Source organism: Catenulispora sp. GP43, from assembly GCF_041260665.1.
Taxonomy (GTDB): domain Bacteria; phylum Actinomycetota; class Actinomycetes; order Streptomycetales; family Catenulisporaceae; genus Catenulispora.
The window spans coordinates 345402-365084 of the sequence record NZ_JBGCCT010000001.1 but is presented as its reverse complement, the minus strand read 5'-3'; the positions used below and the strand labels follow the sequence as shown (position 1 = coordinate 365084).

Genomic DNA, 19683 nt, shown 5'->3' with positions numbered 1-19683 from the left:
ACCTCCGGCGGGTACAGGCACACCTCACCGAGCAGGGCCTTGATCGGCTCGGTGAGGTGTTCGCCGGTCTGGGCCAGGCTCCCGCCGATCACCACCAGGTCCGGATCCAGCGGCGTCACCAGGCTGACCAGTCCTTCGGCCAGGGCCCGGGCGAACGCCTCGAACGCCGCCGCGGCCTTCTCGTCGCCGGCGGCGGCGCGTTCCATCGCGAACAGCGCGGCCTGCGACGGCGCCCGCAGCTCGCCCGGGTCGGCGGCCATCGCGTAGTCCATGACGTGCTGGAACGCCGCCCACCGGCTGTTCGGATGGCCGCCGAGCTCGCCGGCGGCGGCGTGCGAGCCCCGGTAGGGCACCCCGCCGAACAGCAGGCCCAGCCCGATCCGGCGGCCGGTGTGCAGGTAGAGCACGTTCTCGTGCTCGCAGGCCGCGCCGCGCCAGTGCTCGGCCAGCACCGCCAGCCGCATGTCGTTCTCGACCAGCACCGGGACCGGCAGCCGGGAGGCCAGTTCGGCCTGCAGGTCCACCCCCGACCAGTCGGACAGCGCCACGCTCTTGAGCACCCGGCCCTCGTTGTCGATGACGCCGGTGGTGCCGACGCCGACCGTGGCCAGCCGGCTCAGCGGCACGTCGGCCGCGCCGGCGGCGCGCTCCAGCACCCGCTGCACGGCGGTCAGCCGGTCCGCGGCGGACAGCTCGGGGCTCAGGTGCTCCACGGCCCGGCCCGCCACGTCCCCGTTCAGGTCGGCGACCATCGCGGTGATGCCGGAGCCGCCGATGGCGACCCCGGCGACGTGCGCCGCGGCCGCCCGGAAGGTGTAGCGCCGGGCCGGCCGCCCGCGCTGCCCGTCGGCCACCGCCTCGGCCTCGACCACCCAGCCGTTGCGCTGCAGCGAGTCCATGATGACCTCGGTCGTGGCCCGCGAGAGCTGCGCGGTCCGGGCCACCTCGGCCAGGGTCGGCGTCCCGGTCTCGCGCAGTGCGCGCAGCACCGCCACCTCGTTGAGGCTCCGCAGGAAGCTGCCGTCGCCGCTGGTCCGTCGCATGGCGGCCATCTTAGGCGGCCGAGCCCGGGAACGGCAGGCATTTATCCTGGTGGCTGTTTTAAAGATGTCCGGGTCATCCCGATTGAAGATCACGGACCGATCTCGGAACGAGCACTTTTTCGCGTCTCGTGCGTGACCCTGCTCGATTAACACTGGTCTCAAGCAAAAACGGCGGCTAGTGTCCCGGATCACGGGAGGCCCGCCTCCCGCCCCCACCCCTCACAGCCCTCTGACAGGCGAAGACGCCGCGGACGGCGCACGAAAACGTTGGGAGACGCGGATGTTCCGAAAGGCGTTGGTGCTGGCCGTCGGCGGGGCTCTGGCCCTGGCTGCGACCGGCTGTTCCTCCTCGAAGTCCTCGTCTTCCGGACAGGCCGACGCCGGTCCGGTCACCCTGACCTACGGCATCTGGGACCCGAAGCAGAAGCCCGCGATGCAGGAGATCGCCGACGCGTTCCACGCCCTGCACCCGAACATCACGATCAACATCCAGCTGACGCCGAACGCCGACTACTGGACCAAGCTCCAGACCGCGGCCGCCTCCGGCACCGCCCCGGACGTCTTCTGGATGAGCACCACCCGCATCGGCCTGTACGCCGGCCAGAAGCAGCTGCTGTCGCTGTCGGACAAGCCCGGCTTCGACAACACCCCGTTCCCGAAGTCGCTGAACGACGTCTACACCCTGGACGGCAAGCAGTACGGCATGCCGAAGGACTTCGACACCGTCGGCCTCTGGTACAACAAGAAGCTTTTCGACGCCGCCGGGGTGAAATACCCGACCGCCAGCTGGACCTGGCAGGACGTGATCAGCGCGGCCCAGAAGCTGAACGACCCGGGCAAGGGCGTGTGGGGCATCGCCTCCCCGGACTGGACGCAGGAGAACCTGTACAACACCATGCTCCAGGCCGGCGGCCAGGCCATCACCCCGGACCACAAGAAGTCCGGGTTCGACGACCCCAAGAGCATCGCCGGCCTGCAGTACGCGCTGGACTTCATCACCAAGTACCACGTCTCCCCGACCGCGCAGCAGATGACCGACACCCAGCCGGACCAGCTGTTCGCCTCCGGCAAGGTGGCGATGTTCGCCGACGGCGACTACGACATGCCCGAGTACAAGGCGGCGGCCGGCCTGGACGCCGACGTCGCGCCGCTGCCGGCCGGCCCGGACGGCAAGAAGGGCACAGTCATCAACGGCCTGGCGAACGTCATCTACGCCAAGACCAAGCACCCGCAGGCGGCCTGGGAGTTCGTGCAGTACCTCGGCGGCAAGGACGCCAACGAGATCCAGGCCAAGACCGGCACCGTGATCCCGGCCTACAACGGCCTGTCCGCGACCTGGGTGGCCTCGACCCCGCAGTACCACCTGCAGTCCTTCATCGACCAGCTGGACGTCTCCGTGCCCTACCCGGTGTCGAAGAACACCGCGGCCTGGACCACGCCCATGCAGGCCACGCTGGACCAGATCTGGGGCGGCAAGCTCGATCTGCAGACCGGCGTCAAGCAGATAGCGGACCAGATGAACGCCGAACTGGCCAAGGAGTAACCGGGTGTCAGCCACCGAATCCCCCTCCGTCGCCGCCGGCAAGGCGGCGCGGGGGGCCGGCCCGGAGCGCGGGCCGGCCCCCCGGCCGGTCGCCGGCCGGCGCCCCCGCTTCTCCAAGGCGCACATGAAGGAATGGGCCTGGGGCTACGCGATGATCGCGCCGCTGTTCCTGGGCCTGGTGATCTTCTACCTGTGGCCGATCTTCCAGTCCGCCTACTTCAGCTTCACCTCGTGGGGCGTCTTCGGCGGCCAGCAGTGGGTCGGCTTCCAGAACTACAGCTCGTTCATGTCCGATCCGCAGCTGCCGCGCGCGGCCTGGAACACGGTCAAGTACTCGCTGATCGTCCTGGCCGGCATCCCGCTGTCGATCGTCTTCGCCGCGCTGATGAACCAGGTGAGCGGCAAGTACGCGAGCCTGTACCGGGTCCTGTACTTCATCCCGGTGGTCACCATGCCGGCCGCGGTCGCGATGATCTGGCGCTGGCTCTACAACGGCGACTACGGCCTCATCAACTACCTGCTGTCGCTGATCGGGATCCACGGCCCGCACTGGGTGTCCGACGACCGGTACACAATCTGGGCCATGGGCCTGGTGGGCATCTGGAGCTCGCTCGGCTACAACATGATCATCTTCGCCGCCGGGCTGAAGAACATCCCGCGGCAGTACTACGAGGCGTCCTCGCTCGACGGCGCCGGCCGGATCAAGCAGTTCTTCTCGATCACGCTGCCCCTGCTGAGCCCCAGCATCTTCTTCGTCTCGGTGCTGTCGGTGATCGGCGGCCTGCAGATGTTCGACATGGTGCTGCTGATGCTCGGCAAGTCCAACCCGGCGCTGGCCGGCAGCAAGACGATCGCCTACCTCTTCTACGAGGACGCCTTCGTCACCGGCAACCAGGGCCTGGCCGCCGCCATCGCCGTGGTGCTCACGCTGGTGCTGCTGGTGCTGACCGCGCTCCAGTTCCGGCTGCAGAAGAGGTGGGTCCACTATGGGTAGCAGGCAGCGGTTGTGGCCGATCCACGTGATCCTGGCCGTCGGCGCGGCGGCGATGATCGCGCCCTTCCTGTGGCAGCTCATCACCTCGTTGCAGACCACCGGCGAGGCCACCAGCGTGCCTCCGCACTTCCTGCCCTCGTGGCAGTGGTCGAACTACAGCCAGGTCTTCCACGACACCAAGTTCGCCCAGCAGTTCCTGAACTCGGTGCTGCAGACCGTCGTGCGGGTCGTGGCGCAGGTGCTGTTCTGCTCGATGGCCGCCTATGCCTTCGCACGGCTGCGCTTCCCGGGCCGCAATGCCCTGTTCCTGGTGATGCTCGCGGTCCTGATGGTCCCCAGCCAGGTCTACCTGCTCCCGCAGTACCAGCTGGTGCAGAACCTGGGCCTGCTCAACACGCTGTCCGGCGTGGTCCTGCCGGGTCTGTTCAGCGCCTTCGGCACGTTCATGCTGCGGCAGTTCTTCATGTCGCTGCCGAACGAGGTCGAGGAGGCGGCGCGCCTGGACGGTGCCGGCACCTTCCGGATCTTCTGGTCGGTGATGCTGCCGCTGGCCAAGCCCGGGCTGATCTCCATGGGCGTGCTCACGGTGCTGTGGTCCTGGAACGACCTGCTGTGGCCGCTGGTCGTGGTGAACGACGACTCCAAGATGCCGCTCACCGTCGGCCTGTCCACGCTCCAGGGTGAGCACCTCACCGAGTACCCGCTGCTGATGGCCGGCTCGCTGCTGGCCAGCCTGCCGATGATCCTGCTGTTCCTGGCCGCGCAGCGCCGCATCACCGAGGGCATCGCCCTCACCGGCACCAAGTAAGACTTTTCAGAAAGGCACACTCTGCTGTGAGCAACCTGCGCTTCGGTGTGATCGGCCTGGGCCTGCGCACCTCGTTGGCCGTCGCCGCACACCAGCCGGACCGCGGCTTCGAGGTCGCCGTCCTGTGCGACACCGATCCCGCCGCGCTGGCCAAGGCGACGGAGCGGGTCGGGGTGACGGAGACCGTCGACGACTACCGCAAACTGCTGACGCGCTCCGACATCGACGCCGTCATCATCATGACGCCGGACGACACGCACGAGACGATAGCCGTCGAGTGCCTGCACGCGGGCAAGGCGGTCTACCTCGAGAAGCCGATGGCCATCACCATCGAGAGCTCGGACGCCATCCTGCGCGCCGCGTACGAGACCGGGACCCGGCTCTACGTCGGCCACAACATGCGGCACATGGGCGTGGTCCGGACGATGCGCGACGTCATCGCGCGCGGCGACATCGGCGAGCCGAAGACCGTGTGGGTCCGGCACTTCGTGTCCTACGGCGGCGACTACTACTTCAAGGACTGGCACGCCGAGCGGGACCGCACCACCGGCCTGCTGCTGCAGAAGGCGGCGCACGACCTGGACGTCGTGCACTGGCTGGCCGGGGGATTCACCAAGCGGGTCAGCGCCTTCGGAGACCTGATGGTCTACGGAGACCTGCCGCGGCGCGCGGAGGGGACGCCACGGCCGGCCGGGTGGCTCAAGGAGTTCGACTGGCCGCCGACGGCCCGCCGCGACCTGAACCACCGGATCGAGGTCGAGGACGTCTCGGTGATGAACATGACGCTGGACAACGGCGTCATCGCGGCCTACCAGCAGTGCCACTTCGCGCCGGACTACTTCCGCAACTACACGGTGATCGGCACCGAGGGCCGGCTGGAGAACTTCGGCGACGGCCCCGGCGACGTGGTGAAGGTCTGGAACACCGGCCCGACCGGCTACCGCGGTGACGCCGACATCGCCTACCGCGTCCCGGACGCGGCCGGCAGCCACGGCGGCGCGGACGGCGCGATCATGGCCGAGTTCGCCCGCTTCGTCCGCGACGGCGGGGCCACCGACACCTCGCCGGTCGCGGCGCGGATGAGCGTGGCCGCCGGCTACATGGCCACGCTCTCGCTGCGCGACGGCGGCACGCCGCTGGAGATCCCGCCGCTGGATCCGGAGCTGGTCGAGTACTTCGATCGGGGGCAGGTGCGCTGAGGGCGTCCGCACCGGGCGCGGGTTCGAACCCGCGCCCGGCCCGTCCGGTCGAGATCGGGGCGCCTGCCTACAGCAGCGCCCTGACCGCCTCGGCGACCGCGGTGATCCCGCGGTCGCCGAGCAAGATCGAATAGTGGTTGGTGCCGGGTACGAAACGCACGCCGACCCCGGCTCCGGGGAGCTCGGCCGCGGCCACGACCTCGGGGGAGTAGAGCCCGACGGGCTCGTTCAGCAGACCCCGTTCGGCGTACAGGAACGTCGCCGGCCTCGGCAGCCGGCGGATCGCGCCGACCACCTCAGGATTCCGCAGCTGGTCCGCCGCGTCGCCCCGCACCGCCTCCAGGATGCACGCCGAGCGGATCTCCGGCTCGGTGCCGATGATGTCGCGCAGCTGGTAGGCCTCGACCTCGGGGGTGTATCCGCCGTCCTGGAAGGACGGATGCGTGCGCCATGGCGCAAGGAATTCCTCCCGGCTGGCGTAGACCGTGCGCAGCTTGGCCATCGCCGGGCCGAGCAGTCCGTCGAGCAGCTGGTCCAGATCGGTGCCCTCGGGCAGAGGGAAACCCAGGCCGCCGTCGACCAGCACCACCCCGGTGAACCGGTCCGGGTGCCGGACCGCAGCGGTCGCGGCCACCCATCCGCCCATCGAATGGCCCAGCATGGTCGCGCGCTCCACCCCGAACTCGTCGAGGGTGCGGACCAGGTCGTCCGCGTGAGCGGCGATCGAGTACGGGCCGCCGACTTCGCGGGAGCGCCCGCGACCGCGCAGGTCCGGTGCGATGAGGTCGACCTCCGGCAGCGCCTCGGCCAACGGCGCGAAGGCCAGGCTGTTGGCGGTGATGCCGTGCGCGGCGATCACAGTAGGTGCCTGATCCGTCTCTCCGGGTCCCGACCAGTGGGTCACCGCATACGAACCGGCACCTGAGGGGAACTGGATCTCCACGCTCTGTCGCATCCTGCCAGGTTCCCCGCGACAGAATGCCATGGCAATAGGGCCCGTCGCCATATCCGGCGCCGCGGGTGTGGTGGTGCCCACGCGAATATCGCGCCAGTCGGTAGCGAAGAGGTGTTACAGTAGAGGAGAAGCAAAACGGCGCGGGGTGGAGCAGCTCGGTAGCTCGCTGGGCTCATAACCCAGAGGTCGCAGGTTCAAATCCTGTCCCCGCTACCAACGAGGCCCCTCAGATATCTGAGGGGCCTCGACGTTTATGTGGGAGCCCCGATGGTGCGCGAACCGGAAGCCGAGATGAGCATCGTCACGGCGCTTGTCCGCTCGGCCTTCCTGGTCGACGCCACCTACGAGCAGACGGCTCGCAAGCACCAGCTCACCTCGCAGCAGGGCCAGTTGCTCTGCGTCCTGATGGGCAAGCCCGAAGAGGGCTTCGGCATGGGCGAACTGGTCCGCATCCTCGGTCTGGCCAAATCCAGCCTCACCGGCCTGGTGGACCGCTCGCTGCGCCGCGGCCTGGTCCGGCGCGAGGCGGACAGCGCCGACGGCCGCGCGGTCCGCGTCTTCCTCACCGAGGAGGGCGAGAGGCTCGCCGAGGAGTTCTACGACGAGACCGTGCAGCGCGTCGCCGAGCTGCCGGTCATGCTCTCCGGCGAGGAACAGGCACAGCTGGCGGAATTGCTCGGCCGTCTGGTCATGGCGAATCAGGTGCCTGTCGTGTTCGGGGACGACTTCACCTGCGAGAAGCACGACTGACGCGCCGCGTCCGGCGATGGACCGGACCGGCGCGACGATAGGGTGAGTGCCGTGCCCGACAGCCCGCCGGAGGCCTCCGCCCAGGATGACAGCCCGGAGGACACCCCGGACGGCGGTCCGGACACCGATGGGCTCGACGACAGCCCGGATCGGCTGATCGCCCTGTCCGACGGGATCTTCGCGATCGCGATGACCCTGCTCGTCCTGAACGTCTCAGTACCCTCCGGACTGAACCACGCGCAGTTCACCAAGGCCCTGCACGACACCTGGTCCGAGATCGGCGCCTACGCGCTGACGTTCGCCATCACCGCCGACCGCTGGCGCGACCACCGCCGGATCTTCCGGCTGGTCCAGCGGACCGACGCCGCCGTGGTGCGCCTGACTCTGGCGCTGCTCGGGGTGGTGGCGCTGCTGCCGTTCCCGACCGCGTTGCTGTCGGAGTACGGCGGGAACGAACCGCTGGCCATCGTCTACTACGCGGTCACGATGGGCGTCCTCAACGTGCTGATGCTCGCGCTCTTCCTCGCCGTCCGCCGCGACGAGCGGCTGCAGGCCCGGGTCATCTCCGACCGCCTGGCCCGGGCCATGCTCTGGGACTTCGGCACGGCGACGGTGATCGCGGTAGTCGCGATCTTGGTCGCGTTCGCCGTCTCGGCCCCCGCCGGGCTGATGATCTGGCTCGCGGCCATCCCGGCCGGCCTCGTGGCCCGGCAGCTGCGCAAAGGCGCCTGATCAGAGGTTGAACAGCTCCCGGAAGTGCCCGAGCATCATCTCCGAGCCCTTCATCTGCACCACGGTCTCCGTCGGCACCTGGAACGGTGCCCCCTGCTCATTGGGGAACTGCCCGACGCCGCCGGTCGGGCCCAGCGGCAGCAGCCCGACCTTGATCGGCAGGGGGGTGTAGACGGCCGCCGGCTCCTCGCCGCGCGCGTGCGCGATGATGTTCGCCGCCACGACCTCGGCGTGCCGCAGCGCGAAGCCGGCCATCTTGGTCTCCGGCAGGTCGGTGATGTCGCCGAGGGCGTAGAGGGTGTCGTGGCCTTCGACGCTCAGCCGCTCGGTGACCTTCACCTGCCCCCGCTCGTTGCGGGGGACCGCGCCGTCCAGGAAATCGGTGTGGATCCGGGAGCCGTGCGCGCGGAACCAGATGTCCGCGGTGAGTCGCGAGCCGTCTTCATCGGTGACGGTGAACTCGCCGACGACACCCGGCGCGACCGTCGGCCCGGCCGCCAGGGCACTGCCCAGCCGCAGCTCGATCCCCAGCTCGTCGAGCTGGCCGCGCAGGTCGGCGACCAGCTCGGGCATGAAGCCGGGCAGCAGGTCGGCCGACGGGTCGACGATCGTCACCCGCTTGTCCGGCCAGGTCGTGGCGATCTCCCCGGCCAGCTCCAGGCCGACCGGCCCGGCGCCGAGGATCAGGACCCGGCCGGCGTCGGCCAGTTCCTTGTGCGCCTGGCGCAGTGCGACCAAAGCCTCATCGGCGACGTCGGTGTGCATCTTCGCCGGGAAGGCATAGGAAGAGCCCGAGGCGAGCACCACGTAGTCGGCGTCGACCCGGCCGCCGGAGGCGAGGTGTACGCCGTGCGCGTCCACCTCCACCGCCCGGTCGCGGACCACGGTGCCGTTCTTCAGCAAGGTGTCGTACGGGAAGAAGATGTTCTCCGCCCAGTCGGGGCGGACCAGCGCGCGCAACGCCGCCGCGCTGTGCACGAAGGCGTCCTTCGGATCGATGAGGACCACATCGAGGTCCGCGTCCAAGGACTTGGCGGCCTTCGCCCCGCCGTAGCCGCCGCCGACGATCGCGACCTTCTTGCGCATGGGAGCCGTCCCCTCGCGGCGGTCCGGGCCGCCGCCTCAGATGTTCGTGATGCGAACTGAATCGTTCGTGTCACGGACCATAGCTCGTCCCCGAGGTTGTTCGCAACACGAACCAAGCGCCTGGCCAGCGGGGCTTCCGTACCCTAAGAGCAGGCCGGTAGCGGACGGTGGGGTTAACCCCACCGCCGGACACCTGGTGGCTCCGTGGCGGCGGTTCCGCCGCGGCTGGCAGCCTTGAAGACGTCGATCGACAACCGACCTAGCTGAAGCTGAAGCCACCTGAGGGGAAGATCATGACAACGGCAGCACAGGCCGCGGTCACCCACCGCACCGTCGGCACCGCCGCCCGCGCCGAGGCCGTGACCAAGCGCTACGGCCAGGGGGAGACCGCGGTCGTCGCGCTCGACCGGGTCGACGTCGACATCGAGCGGGGCCGGTTCACCGCGATCATGGGGCCGTCCGGCTCCGGCAAGTCCACGCTGATGCACTGCCTGGCCGGCCTGGACGCGGTCAGCACGGGCAAGATCTGGATCTACGGCCGGGACGGCGTGGCCAGCGAGGTCACCGCCATGAAGGACAAGGAGCTGACCAACCTGCGCCGGGACCGGATCGGGTTCATCTTCCAGTCGTTCAACCTGCTGCCCACCCTGAACGCCGCGGAGAACATCACGCTGCCGATGGACATCGCCGGCCGCAAGCCGAACAAGGCGTGGCTGGACCGGGTCATCGACACCGTGGGCCTGGCGCCGCGGCTCAAGCACCGCCCCAGCGAGCTGTCCGGCGGCCAGCAGCAGCGCGTGGCCGTGGCCCGCGCCCTGGCCGGCCAGCCGGAGATCATCTTCGGCGACGAGCCCACCGGCAACCTGGACTCCCGCAGCGGCGCCGAGGTGCTCGGCTTCCTGCGCCGCTCGGTGGACGAGCTGGGCCAGACCTTCGTCATGGTGACCCACGACCCGTCCGCGGCCGCCTACGCCGACCGCGTGCTGTTCCTGGCCGACGGCCGGATCGTCGACGACATGACCGCGCCGACCGCCGACAAGGTCCTGGACCGGATGCGGCAGTTCGACACCCACGGCCACCCTGTGCACGGCCACGACCCGCGCGGCGACGCGCAGCAGCGCTGAGACGGCCGGGGGGACACGATCATGTGGAAGGCATCCCGCCGCAACTTCTTCGCGCACAAGGGCCGGCTGTGGCTGTCCCTGGTCGCCGTGGTGCTGAGCGTGGCGTTCGTCACCGGCACCCTGATGTTCACCTCGACCATCACCACCACCTTCGACCGGCTGTTCGCCACCACCGCCTCGGACGTCGCGGTGTCGGCCAAGGCCGACAAGGACGCGCTGCCCGGCGCGCCGGAGCAGACCGTCTCGCAGTCCGTGCTCGACAGCGTCAAGACCCTGCCCGGTGTGCAGGCCGTCTACGGTGACGTCAGCACCGAGCGGCTGGCCGTGGTCGGCGCCGACGACAAGGCCATCTCCAACTCCTCCGGCGGCCCGACCGTCGGCTCCAACTGGTACGTCACGCCGCACCCGGCGGTGAACCTGACCTCCGGCCGTCCGCCGGCCGGCCCCGGCGACGTGGTCGTCGACGCCGACACCGCGGCCAAGAAGCACCTGGTGATCGGGTCTCCGCTGCGCATCGTGACCGGCACCGACGCCGGCACCTTCCAGGTCGCGGTCAGCGGCATCGCGACCTTCCGGACCACCAACCCCGGCGCGTCGCTGTTCTACTTCGACACGGCCACCGCGCAGACCAAGCTGCTCGGCAAGAGCGGCGTGTTCACCGGGGTGAACCTGGACGCCAAGCCCGGCACGTCCGACGACACGCTCAAGGCCGAGGTGGCCGACAAGCTCGGCGCCGGCTACGACGTGAAGACCCGGGCGCAGCAGGAGGCCGACGGCCGCAACAGCGTGGGCTTCATCGGGTTCATGAAGTACATCATGCTGGGCTTCGCGGGGATCTCGCTGCTGGTCGGCGCGTTCCTGATCGTCAACACCTTCCAGATGCTGGTGGCGCAGCGCACCCGGGAACTGGGCCTGCTGCGGGCGCTGGGCGCCAGCCGCCGGCAGATCAACCGCTCGGTCCGGTTCGAGGCGCTGCTGCTCGGCGTCATCGGCGCCACCCTCGGCATCGCCGCCGGCGCCGGCCTGGCCTACGGACTGATCGCCATCATGAACGGCGTCGGCCTGAACCTCGAGGCCTCCGACATGTCGGTGACGGCGTCCTCGGTGATCGCCGGTTACGCGGTCGGTGTCCTGGTCACCCTGCTCGCGGCCTGGATTCCGGCGCGCCGGGCGGCCCGCATCACGCCGATGGCGGCGCTGCGCGACGCCGGCACCCCGGGCGACCGCCGCGCCTCCCGGATCCGCAACGGCATCGGCCTGGTGATCACCGCCGGCGGCGCCGCGGCCCTGATCGGCGGCGGCGTCTCCGGAGCCACCGCGGCCGGCGGACTGCTGCTGGGCCTGGGCGTGCTGGTCACCCTGGTCGGCGCGATCCTGCTCGGCCCGCTGCTGGCCGGCGTGGTGATCCGGGCGCTCGGTGTCTGGATGCCGGCCGCTTACGGTTCGATCGGCACCATGGCCCAGCGCAACGCGCTGCGCAACCCGCGCCGCACCGGCGCCACGGCCGCGGCCCTGATGATCGGGCTGTCGCTGGTGTCCGGGATGGCGGTGGTCGGCTCCTCGCTGGTGACCTCGGCGACCGCGGAGATGGACAAGAGCGTCGGCGCGGACTACATCATCACCACCAACGGCGGCCTGATGATCACCCCCGAGGTGCTGGCCAAGACCCAGGCGACGCCGGGCCTGGCGCACGTCACGGAGAACAAGTTCCTGAACGCCGCGGTGTCGGATGCCTCCGGCGGCGGCAAGGACGGCACGATCGTGATCTCTGCCTCCTCGCCGACCCTGACCCAGGACTTCGACGCCGCCACCACCTCCGGCTCGCTGTCCGACGTGTTCACCAAGGAGGGCATCGCCATCCCGGCGGCCGAGGCCAAGACCCGGAACGCGACCGTCGGCTCGGTCCTGACCGTCACCTTCCACGGCGGCACCCCGCTCAAGCTGCCGGTCCTGGCCATCCTGAGCGACAAGACGGTGTTCAACCACGGCGACGGCTACGTCTCGCTGGCCACGCTGGGCAAGTCGCTGCCGGCCTCCGAGCAGCCGGCCTCCGAGCTGCTGTTCGCCAAGGCCGACAAGGGCCAGCAGGACAAGGCCTACGCGGCGCTCAAGGACGGCCTGGCGCCCTTCCCGCAGGTGACGGTGAAGAGCCAGACCGACTACAAGCAGCTGATCCACGACCAGGTCGGCGGCGTGCTGAACATGGTCTACGGGCTGCTGGGCCTGGCGATCGTGGTCGCGATCCTGGGTGTGGTGAACACCCTGGCCCTGTCGGTGGTGGAGCGCACCCGCGAGATCGGCCTGATCCGGGCGATCGGGATGGGCCGGCGCAAGACCCGCCGCATGATCCGCCTGGAGTCGGTGGTGATAGCGCTGTTCGGCGCGGCCATGGGCGTCGGTCTGGGCCTGGCCTGGGGAGTGGCCGCGCAGCGGGTGCTGTCCGGGATCGGCATCAGCACCCTGGCGATCCCGGTCGGGACCATCGTCGCGGTGTTCCTCGGAGCCGCGGTGGTCGGCCTGCTGGCCGCCCTGGCGCCGGCCTTCCGGGCCTCGCGGATGAACGTGCTGCGGGCGATCGCGGCCGACGGCTGACACGGTCGCGGCGCACGCAGCCGGGGGATCACGGGGGATCGGGGGACAACGGGGAACCATCGGGGGACGGCCCGGCTTCGCTTCGGCGAAGCCGGGCCGCTTTCGTGGCTAGCCTTTTCGGCGACCACCTTCAGGAGGGGAACGCACGATGAACGAATCCGCCACGGCCACCGGGCTGCGACTGGTACCGGTGACCCCGGAGAACTTCGACGACGCCGTGGCGGTGAAGGTCCGCCGAGACCAGGAACACCTGGTCGCGCCGGTGATGAAGTCCCTGGCCCAGGCCTACGTCTTCGGTGCTTCGGCCTGGCCGCGCCTGATCCTGGCCGGCGACCGCGTCGTGGGCTTCCTCATGGCGTTCCTGGACGTCGACTGGAGCCAGGGCGCCTGCGCCACCCCCGACCTGCGTTCCGGGCTGTGGCGGCTGAACATCGGCCTCGGCGAGCAGCAGCGCGGCCACGGCCGCTACGCCGTGGAGCAGGTCGCCGCCGAGATACGCCGCCGCGGCGGCACGAAGATGTTCGTCAGCTATCACCCGGGCCCTGCCGGCCCTCAGGATTTCTACCTACGCCTGGGTTTCCGGGCCACCGGCGAGACCACCGGCGACCAGACCGTCGCGGTCCGCGACTTGACCTGAGACGACCGGAGGCGATGCCACGCGCGGCCGGACCGGCCGTGCGGTGGCAAGTCCGGGCCGCTCCCGCCGCTTTGGTGCGAAGGCCCGCCGTGCCTGGCCAAGGTGTACAGCAGATTGCCGAACAGCTGCCAATCCGTCATCGCAAAGCGGGCTTGGCCCCCGCCCGGGCGGCGGTAGCCTGGCACACGTGACGAAAGAACCGTCAGCCGACAGCGTCGTCGGCTGTCCTGTAGGCGCCTCCCCCGATTTCGGCGACGAAACGGTCACCAGCCACCACTTCGGCGAGGAGGGGGCGAAGCTGACCTACGGCTCGTACCTCCGGCTGGAGCAGCTGCTGTCCGCGCAGGTCCTGGAGTCGGATCCGCCGGCGCACGACGAACTCCTGTTCATTACCATCCACCAGGTGTACGAGCTGTGGTTCAAACAGCTCCTGCACGAGGTCGACGCGGCCACCGCCGCGATGTTCGGCGGCCGGCTGTGGTGGGCCAAGCACCTGCTCAAGCGGGTCGCGACCATCGAGGACGTGCTGATCCGGCAGATCGCCGTCCTGGAGACCATGACCCCGCAGGACTTCCTGGTCTTCCGCGAGCTGCTGTCCCCGGCCTCGGGCTTCCAGTCCGCGCAGTTCCGCGAGCTGGAATTCGCCTCCGGGGCCAAGGACCCGACCTACCTCAACCGGTTCCGCGGCCTGACCGAGGCCGAGCAGAAGCGGCTGGCCGAGCGTCTGGAGGCCCCGAGCCTGTGGGACGGCTTCGTGCACGCCGTGTCCCAGGCCGGCCTGCCCGCCGCCTCCGAGGACGAGCTGCGCGACTCGCTGGTCAAGGTGGCCCGTGACCGCGACAGCTACGGAGAGCTGTGGGAGCTGTCCGAGGCGCTGCTCGACCACGACGAGGCCGCCGCGCTGTGGCGGGCCCGGCACGTGACCATGGTGGAGCGGCAGATCGGCACCAAGTCCGGCACCGGCGGCTCGACCGGCGCGCCCTACCTGCGCTCTCGTCTGGGCTTGCACTACTTCCCACTCCTGTGGGAGCTCAGAAGTTTCCTTTAGACGTGACTTTTCGGCGTGTCTGTCGTCTTTTGAGTATGACCCCATGCGCGCCGGCTCGATCCGACAACTTCACAAGCAGTAGCGCGAGTCCCCTCGTAAACCACTTAGTCACGCAACGGCGCGCGACAGAATAGAGTTCACACGGCCATGCAGAGCACGTATACGGGTGCGAAACTGGGCAAGCTCGATCAGGCGAAGGCCGACCTGCTGAGCCAGGCGGCCAAACCTGCCACCGACGCCGGGGGCGGCGCCTCGGCCGCGGTGCTGATGCCGGCTAAAGGCGACGGCGCCATGGAGGCCTACCTCGACGAGTACTACCGCCACGCGGCCCCCGAGGACCTGATCGGCACCGCGGCCAAGGACATCCGCTCGGCGGCGCTGTCGCACGCGGCCCTGGCCGCCTCGCGGCCGCAGGGCACGGCGAAGGTGCGCGTGCACACCCCGACCGTGGAGACCACCGGCTGGTCCAGCGGGCACACCGTGGTCGAGATCATCACCGACGACATGCCGTTCCTGGTGGACTCGGTGACCTCCGAGCTGTCCCGGCAGGACCGCGGCATCCACGTGATCATCCACCCGGTCATGCACGTCCGCCGCGACCTGGTCGGCGACCTGCTGGAGATCATGGCCCCGGACCAGGACAAGTCCGGTCCGGACGTGACCGTCGAGTCCTGGATCCACATCGAGATCGACCGGCTGTCCCAGCGCGAGGACGCCGACGGCACGCGCTACTCCGAGATCGAGGGCGACCTGCAGCGGGTGCTGCGCGACGTGCGCGAGGCGGTCGAGGACTGGCCGAAGATGCGGGCCACCGCGCTGTCCCTGGCCGAGGACCTGCACCCGGCTTCGGACCAGCAGAAGCCGCCGGTGCGCGGTGAGGAGCTGGCCGACGCCTCCGACCTGTTGCGCTGGCTGGCCGAGGACCACTTCGCCTTCCTGGGCTACCGCGAGTACGACCTGACGACCGACGACAGCGGCGAGGAGACTCTGCGCGCCGTCCCCGGCACGGGCCTGGGCATCCTGCGTGCCGACCAGCCGATGTCGCAGAGCTTCTCCAAGCTCGGCCCGGACGCCCGGGCCAAGGCCCGCGAGGCCCGGCTGCTGGTGCTGACCAAGGCCAACACCCGGTCCACCGTGCACCGTCCGGCCTACCTGGACTACGTCGGCGTGAAGAAGTTCGACGCCGACGGCAACGTGGTCGGCGAGCGCCGCTTCCTGGGCCTGTTCGCCGCCCCCGCCTACACCGAGTCGGTGCTGCGCATCCCGGTGGTGCAGCGCAAGGTGCGCGCGGTGCTGGCCGAGTCCGGCTTCGACCAGAACTCCTTCTCCGGCAAGGAACTGCTCCAGATCCTGGAGACCTACCCGCGCGACGAGCTGTTCCAGATCCCGACCCAGGAGCTGGCCGAGATCTCGATCGCGGTCTCGCAGCTGCAGGAGCGCCGCCGGCTGCGGCTGTTCCTGCGCAAGGAGGCCTACGGCCGGTTCTACTCGGCGCTGGTGTACCTGCCCCGCGACCGCTACGACACCTCCACCCGCCTGCACATGCAGGACATCCTCATGCGGGAGCTGAACGGCGCGGTCATCGACTACACGGTGCGCAACACCGAGTCGGTGCTGACCCGTCTGCACTTCGTGGTGCGCGTCGCCCCGGGCACCACGCTGGCCGACGCGGACGCCGACGCCATCGAGGCCAAGCTGTCCGCCGCCACCCGCACCTGGGACGACGACTTCGCCGACGCCCTGCTCGGCGACTTCGGCGAGGCGCAGGCCCGCGAGCTGCGCGAGGCCTACGGCGCGGCGCTGCCGGAGTCGTACAAGGCCGAGGAACGCCCGGAGATGGCGGTCGCCGACGTCAAGGTCCTGGAAGGGCTGAAGGCCTCGGGGGAGCAGAGCGCGGTGCGGCTGTACGAGGAGGTCGACTCCACCCCGGGCGACCGCCGCTTCCGCATCTACCGTGTCGGCTCCTCGGTCTCGCTGGCCGAGGTGCTGCCGGTCTTCCAGCGCATGGGCGTCGAGGTGGTCGACGAGTTCCCCTACGACCTGGAGATCGACGCCCCGAACCAGCCCTACTCGCGCATCTACGACTTCGGGCTGCGCTGCGACCCGGCCTCGATCGCCGAGTACGGCATGGACGAGGCCGCGCGCACCCGCTTCCAGGAGGCGTTCACCGCGATCTGGACCGGCCGGGCCGAGAACGACCGCTTCAACACCCTGGTCCCGCTGGCCGGCCTGACCTGGCGGCAGGTGGTGATCCTGCGCGCCTACGTGAAGTACCTGCGCCAGGGCGGCATGACCTCCAGCCAGGAGCTGGTGGAGTCGGTCGTGGCGAACAACCGCCGGGTGGCCCGCCTGCTGGTGAAGCTGTTCGAGGCGAAGTTCTCCCCGGCGTACTCGCACGAGACGCCGGAGCTGTGGGAGAGCATCGTCGAGGAGATCGAGGGCGCGCTGGACAACGTGCAGTCCCTGGACGAGGACCGCATCCTGCGCTCGCTGCTCAAGGTCATCCAGGCCACGCTGCGCACGAACTACTTCCAGACCGGCCCGGACGGCGAGCCGAAGCCCTACGTGTCCTTCAAGCTGGACCCGCACGCGGTCCCGGACCTGCCGGCCCCGCTGCCCAAGTTCGAGATCTGGGTGTACTCCCCGCAGGTCGAGGGCGTGCATCTGCGCTTCGGCAAGGTGGCGCGCGGCGGCCTGCGCTGGTCCGACCGCCGCGAGGACTTCCGCACTGAGATCCTGGGCCTGGTCAAGGCGCAGATGGTGAAGAACTCGGTGATCGTGCCGGTCGGCTCCAAGGGCGGGTTCTACGCCAAGAACCTGCCGGACCCGTCGGTGGACCGCGACGCCTGGCTGGCGGAGGGCGTGGCCAGCTACAAGACCTTCATCAGCGGTCTGCTGGACATCACCGACAACCTGGTCTCCGGCGAGGTGGTGCCCCCGGCCGGCGTGGTGCGCCACGACGGCGACGACACCTACCTGGTGGTGGCCGCCGACAAGGGCACCGCGACGTTCTCCGACATCGCCAACGGCCTGGCCATCGACTACGGGTTCTGGCTCGGCGACGCCTTCGCCTCCGGCGGCTCGGTGGGCTATGACCACAAGGGCATGGGCATCACCGCGCGCGGCGCGTGGGAGTCGGTGAAGCGCCACTTCCGCGAGCTCGGCGTGGACTCCCAGAGCGAGGAGTTCACCGCGGTCGGCGTCGGCGACATGTCCGGCGACGTGTTCGGCAACGGCATGCTGCTGTCCGAGCACATCCGGCTGGTCGCGGCCTTCGACCACCGGCACATCTTCCTGGACCCCGAGCCCGACGCGGCGGAGTCCTTCGCCGAGCGGCAGCGGATGTTCAACCTGCCGCGCTCCTCGTGGGCGGACTACGACACGGGCAAGATCAGCGCCGGCGGCGGCGTGTACCCGCGCAGCGCTAAGTCGGTCCCGATCTCCCCGCAGGTGCGCCAGGCGCTGGGGCTGGAGTCCTCGGTGCTGCGGATGGCGCCGAACGACCTGCTCAACGCGATCCTGAAGGCGCCGGTCGACCTGTTCTGGAACGGCGGCATCGGCACCTACGTCAAGGCCTCCTCGCAGAGCCACGCCGAGGTCGGCGACAAGGCCAACGACGCGATCCGGATCGACGGCTCCGAGCTGCGCGCCCGGGTCGTGGGCGAGGGCGGCAACCTGGGCTTCACCCAGCTCGGCCGGATCGAGTACGCGACCTCCGGGGGCCCGGGCAACGCCGGCGGCCGGATCAACACCGACGCCATCGACAACTCCGCGGGCGTGGACACCTCCGACCACGAGGTGAACATCAAGATCCTGCTGGACCAGGCGGTGCACGCCGGCGACCTGACGGTCAAGCAGCGCAACAAGGTCCTGGCCGAGCAGACCGACGAGGTCGCGCGCCTGGTCCTGCGCGACAACATCGACCAGAACATCGCGCTGGCCAACGCCCAGTGGCAGGCCCCGGAGCTGATCGACGCGCACGGCCGGCTGATGCGCAAGCTGGTCAAGGACGGCCTGCTGGACCGCGAGCTGGAGTTCCTGCCGAACGACAAGCAGCTGGCCGACCGCCGCGCGGCCGGCCGCGGGCTGACCCAGCCGGAGCTGTCGGTGCTGCTGGCGTACGTGAAGATCGTCCTGGCCGACGAGCTGTTCGCCTCCTCGCTGCCGGACGACCCGTACTACGTCGAGCGCCTGGCGAAGTACTTCCCGACCCCGCTGCGCCAGACCTACCGGGGCCTGATGGACTCGCACCCGCTGCGCCGCGAGATCATCACCACCCAGGTGGTCAACGACCTGGTGAACGCCGCCGGCATCACGTTCGCCTTCCGCATGCGGGAGGAGTCGGGGGCCGCGGCCGACCAGATCGCCCGCGCCTACAGCGCCGCCAACGAGGTCTTCGACATGGGCGGCTACCTGACCGCCATCGAGGAGCTGGACAACAAGGTCTCGGCCGCGGTGCAGACGGCGATGCGGATGGAGATCCGCCGGCTCACGCAGCGCGCCTCCCGCTGGTTCCTGCAGAACCGCCGGCACCCGCTGGACATCCCGGCGCAGATCGAGCAGCTGCGCGAGGGCGTCCGCGACATCGCCGCGCACCTGCCCAAGCTGCTCAAGGGCCCGCACCTGACCCGCTACCAGGAGCACCGCGAGGACCTGATCATCGCCGGCGTCCCCGGCGAGCTGGCCTCGGCGGTGGCCGGCATGTCGTCGATCTTCGGCGCGCTGGACATCGTGGAGACCGCCCGCGCGACCGACAAGCCGGTCCTGGACGTCGCCGACGTCTACTTCGACCTGGCCGACCGCATGGGCATCGCGGCCATCCAGCAGAAGATCGTGGAGCTCCCGCGCGTCGACCGCTGGCAGACCATGGCCCGCGCGGCCCTGCGCGACGAGCTGTACGCCTCGCACGCCGGCCTGACCGCCGCCCTGCTGGCCTCCGGCAGCGAGGACGACACCCCGGAGCAGCGCTACGAGGCGTGGCTGGACAAGGACCGCGCGGCGGTGGAGCGCTCGCGGACCGTGCTGGACGAGATCATGGCGACCGAGACCTACGACCTGGCGACGCTGTCGGTCGCCATGCGGACGATCAGCGCCATACTGCGGGCGACGTCGATGTAGTCGGCGGATCTGTTTGCCTGTACTGCGCCCTGTACGGCGAGCGGCCGGGACGCG

At 69.9% G+C, this 19683-nt stretch carries 13 protein-coding genes, 1 tRNA gene and 1 pseudogene; 12 read left to right on the top strand and 3 right to left on the bottom strand.

Annotated features, from left to right (window positions below):
* Positions 1-2: 2 nt before the first annotated feature.
* A pseudogene (locus ABH926_RS01605) lies at positions 3-1043 on the bottom strand (ROK family protein); the annotation flags it as partial.
* Positions 1044-1323: 280 nt separating this feature from the next.
* Between ABH926_RS01605 and ABH926_RS01600 the strand changes: the two are divergent.
* The 4 genes from ABH926_RS01600 to ABH926_RS01585 are packed head-to-tail and all read left to right on the top strand — an operon-like array spanning position 1324 to position 5587.
* Positions 1324-2586: a sugar ABC transporter substrate-binding protein gene (locus ABH926_RS01600; protein ID WP_370363414.1), complete on the top strand. Its 1263-nt coding sequence runs from the start codon at positions 1324-1326 to the stop codon at positions 2584-2586.
* A 4-nt stretch (positions 2587-2590) separates the two neighbouring features.
* The gene (locus ABH926_RS01595; RefSeq protein WP_370363413.1) at positions 2591-3580 is read left to right on the top strand and encodes a carbohydrate ABC transporter permease; all 990 of its coding nucleotides are present in this window, start codon (positions 2591-2593) and stop codon (positions 3578-3580) included.
* Positions 3573-4388, top strand: coding sequence for a carbohydrate ABC transporter permease (locus ABH926_RS01590; RefSeq protein ID WP_370363412.1), 816 nt, complete (start codon positions 3573-3575; stop codon positions 4386-4388). The genes ABH926_RS01595 and ABH926_RS01590 overlap by 8 nt, the downstream gene beginning before the upstream one ends.
* Positions 4389-4414: 26 nt before the next feature.
* Entirely contained in the window at positions 4415-5587 is a 1173-nt protein-coding gene (locus ABH926_RS01585) for a Gfo/Idh/MocA family protein (protein WP_370363411.1), read from the top strand.
* Positions 5588-5654: 67 nt separating this feature from the next.
* On the opposite strand, the gene ABH926_RS01580 is transcribed toward ABH926_RS01585, so the two are convergent.
* Positions 5655-6542 (bottom strand): alpha/beta fold hydrolase, encoded by an 888-nt coding sequence (locus ABH926_RS01580; RefSeq protein WP_370363410.1) that lies wholly within the window; start codon positions 6540-6542, stop codon positions 5655-5657.
* A gap of 139 nt (positions 6543-6681) precedes the next feature.
* On the opposite strand from ABH926_RS01580, the gene ABH926_RS01575 reads away from it, so the two are divergent.
* The 3 genes from ABH926_RS01575 to ABH926_RS01565 all read left to right on the top strand — a co-directional run bounded on the left by ABH926_RS01575 (position 6682) and on the right by ABH926_RS01565 (position 8024).
* Positions 6682-6758 (top strand) — tRNA-Met (locus tag ABH926_RS01575).
* 51 nt (positions 6759-6809) lie between these two features.
* Positions 6810-7292, top strand: a complete 483-nt coding sequence (locus ABH926_RS01570) for a MarR family winged helix-turn-helix transcriptional regulator (RefSeq protein ID WP_370363409.1) — start codon at positions 6810-6812, stop codon at positions 7290-7292.
* 51 nt (positions 7293-7343) lie between these two features.
* Positions 7344-8024, top strand: a complete 681-nt coding sequence (locus ABH926_RS01565) for a TMEM175 family protein (RefSeq protein WP_370337943.1) — start codon at positions 7344-7346, stop codon at positions 8022-8024.
* Here the strand turns inward: ABH926_RS01565 and ABH926_RS01560 are convergent, their stop codons facing one another.
* A complete protein-coding gene (locus tag ABH926_RS01560) occupies positions 8025-9110 on the bottom strand; it encodes an NAD(P)/FAD-dependent oxidoreductase (protein WP_370363408.1) in 1086 nt (361 codons plus the stop codon). It abuts the gene before it with no gap.
* A gap of 293 nt (positions 9111-9403) precedes the next feature.
* Here ABH926_RS01560 and ABH926_RS01555 point away from each other — a divergent pair, with 293 nt between their 5' ends.
* From ABH926_RS01555 to ABH926_RS01535, 5 genes are all read left to right on the top strand, one after another.
* Positions 9404-10234: an ABC transporter ATP-binding protein gene (locus ABH926_RS01555; protein ID WP_370363407.1), complete on the top strand. Its 831-nt coding sequence runs from the start codon at positions 9404-9406 to the stop codon at positions 10232-10234.
* A gap of 21 nt (positions 10235-10255) precedes the next feature.
* Positions 10256-12826 carry an ABC transporter permease gene (locus tag ABH926_RS01550; RefSeq protein WP_370363406.1) on the top strand — a complete coding sequence of 857 codons (2571 nt, stop codon included), beginning with the start codon at positions 10256-10258 and terminating at the stop codon, positions 12824-12826.
* Positions 12827-12974: 148 nt separating this feature from the next.
* Complete coding sequence (locus ABH926_RS01545; protein WP_370363405.1) at positions 12975-13463, top strand: GNAT family N-acetyltransferase; 489 nt, start codon at positions 12975-12977, stop codon at positions 13461-13463.
* A 187-nt stretch (positions 13464-13650) separates the two neighbouring features.
* Positions 13651-14511, top strand: a complete 861-nt coding sequence (locus ABH926_RS01540) for a tryptophan 2,3-dioxygenase (protein WP_370363404.1) — start codon at positions 13651-13653, stop codon at positions 14509-14511.
* A 147-nt stretch (positions 14512-14658) separates the two neighbouring features.
* Entirely contained in the window at positions 14659-19629 is a 4971-nt protein-coding gene (locus ABH926_RS01535; RefSeq protein WP_370363403.1) for an NAD-glutamate dehydrogenase, read from the top strand.
* Positions 19630-19683 lie beyond the last annotated feature (54 nt).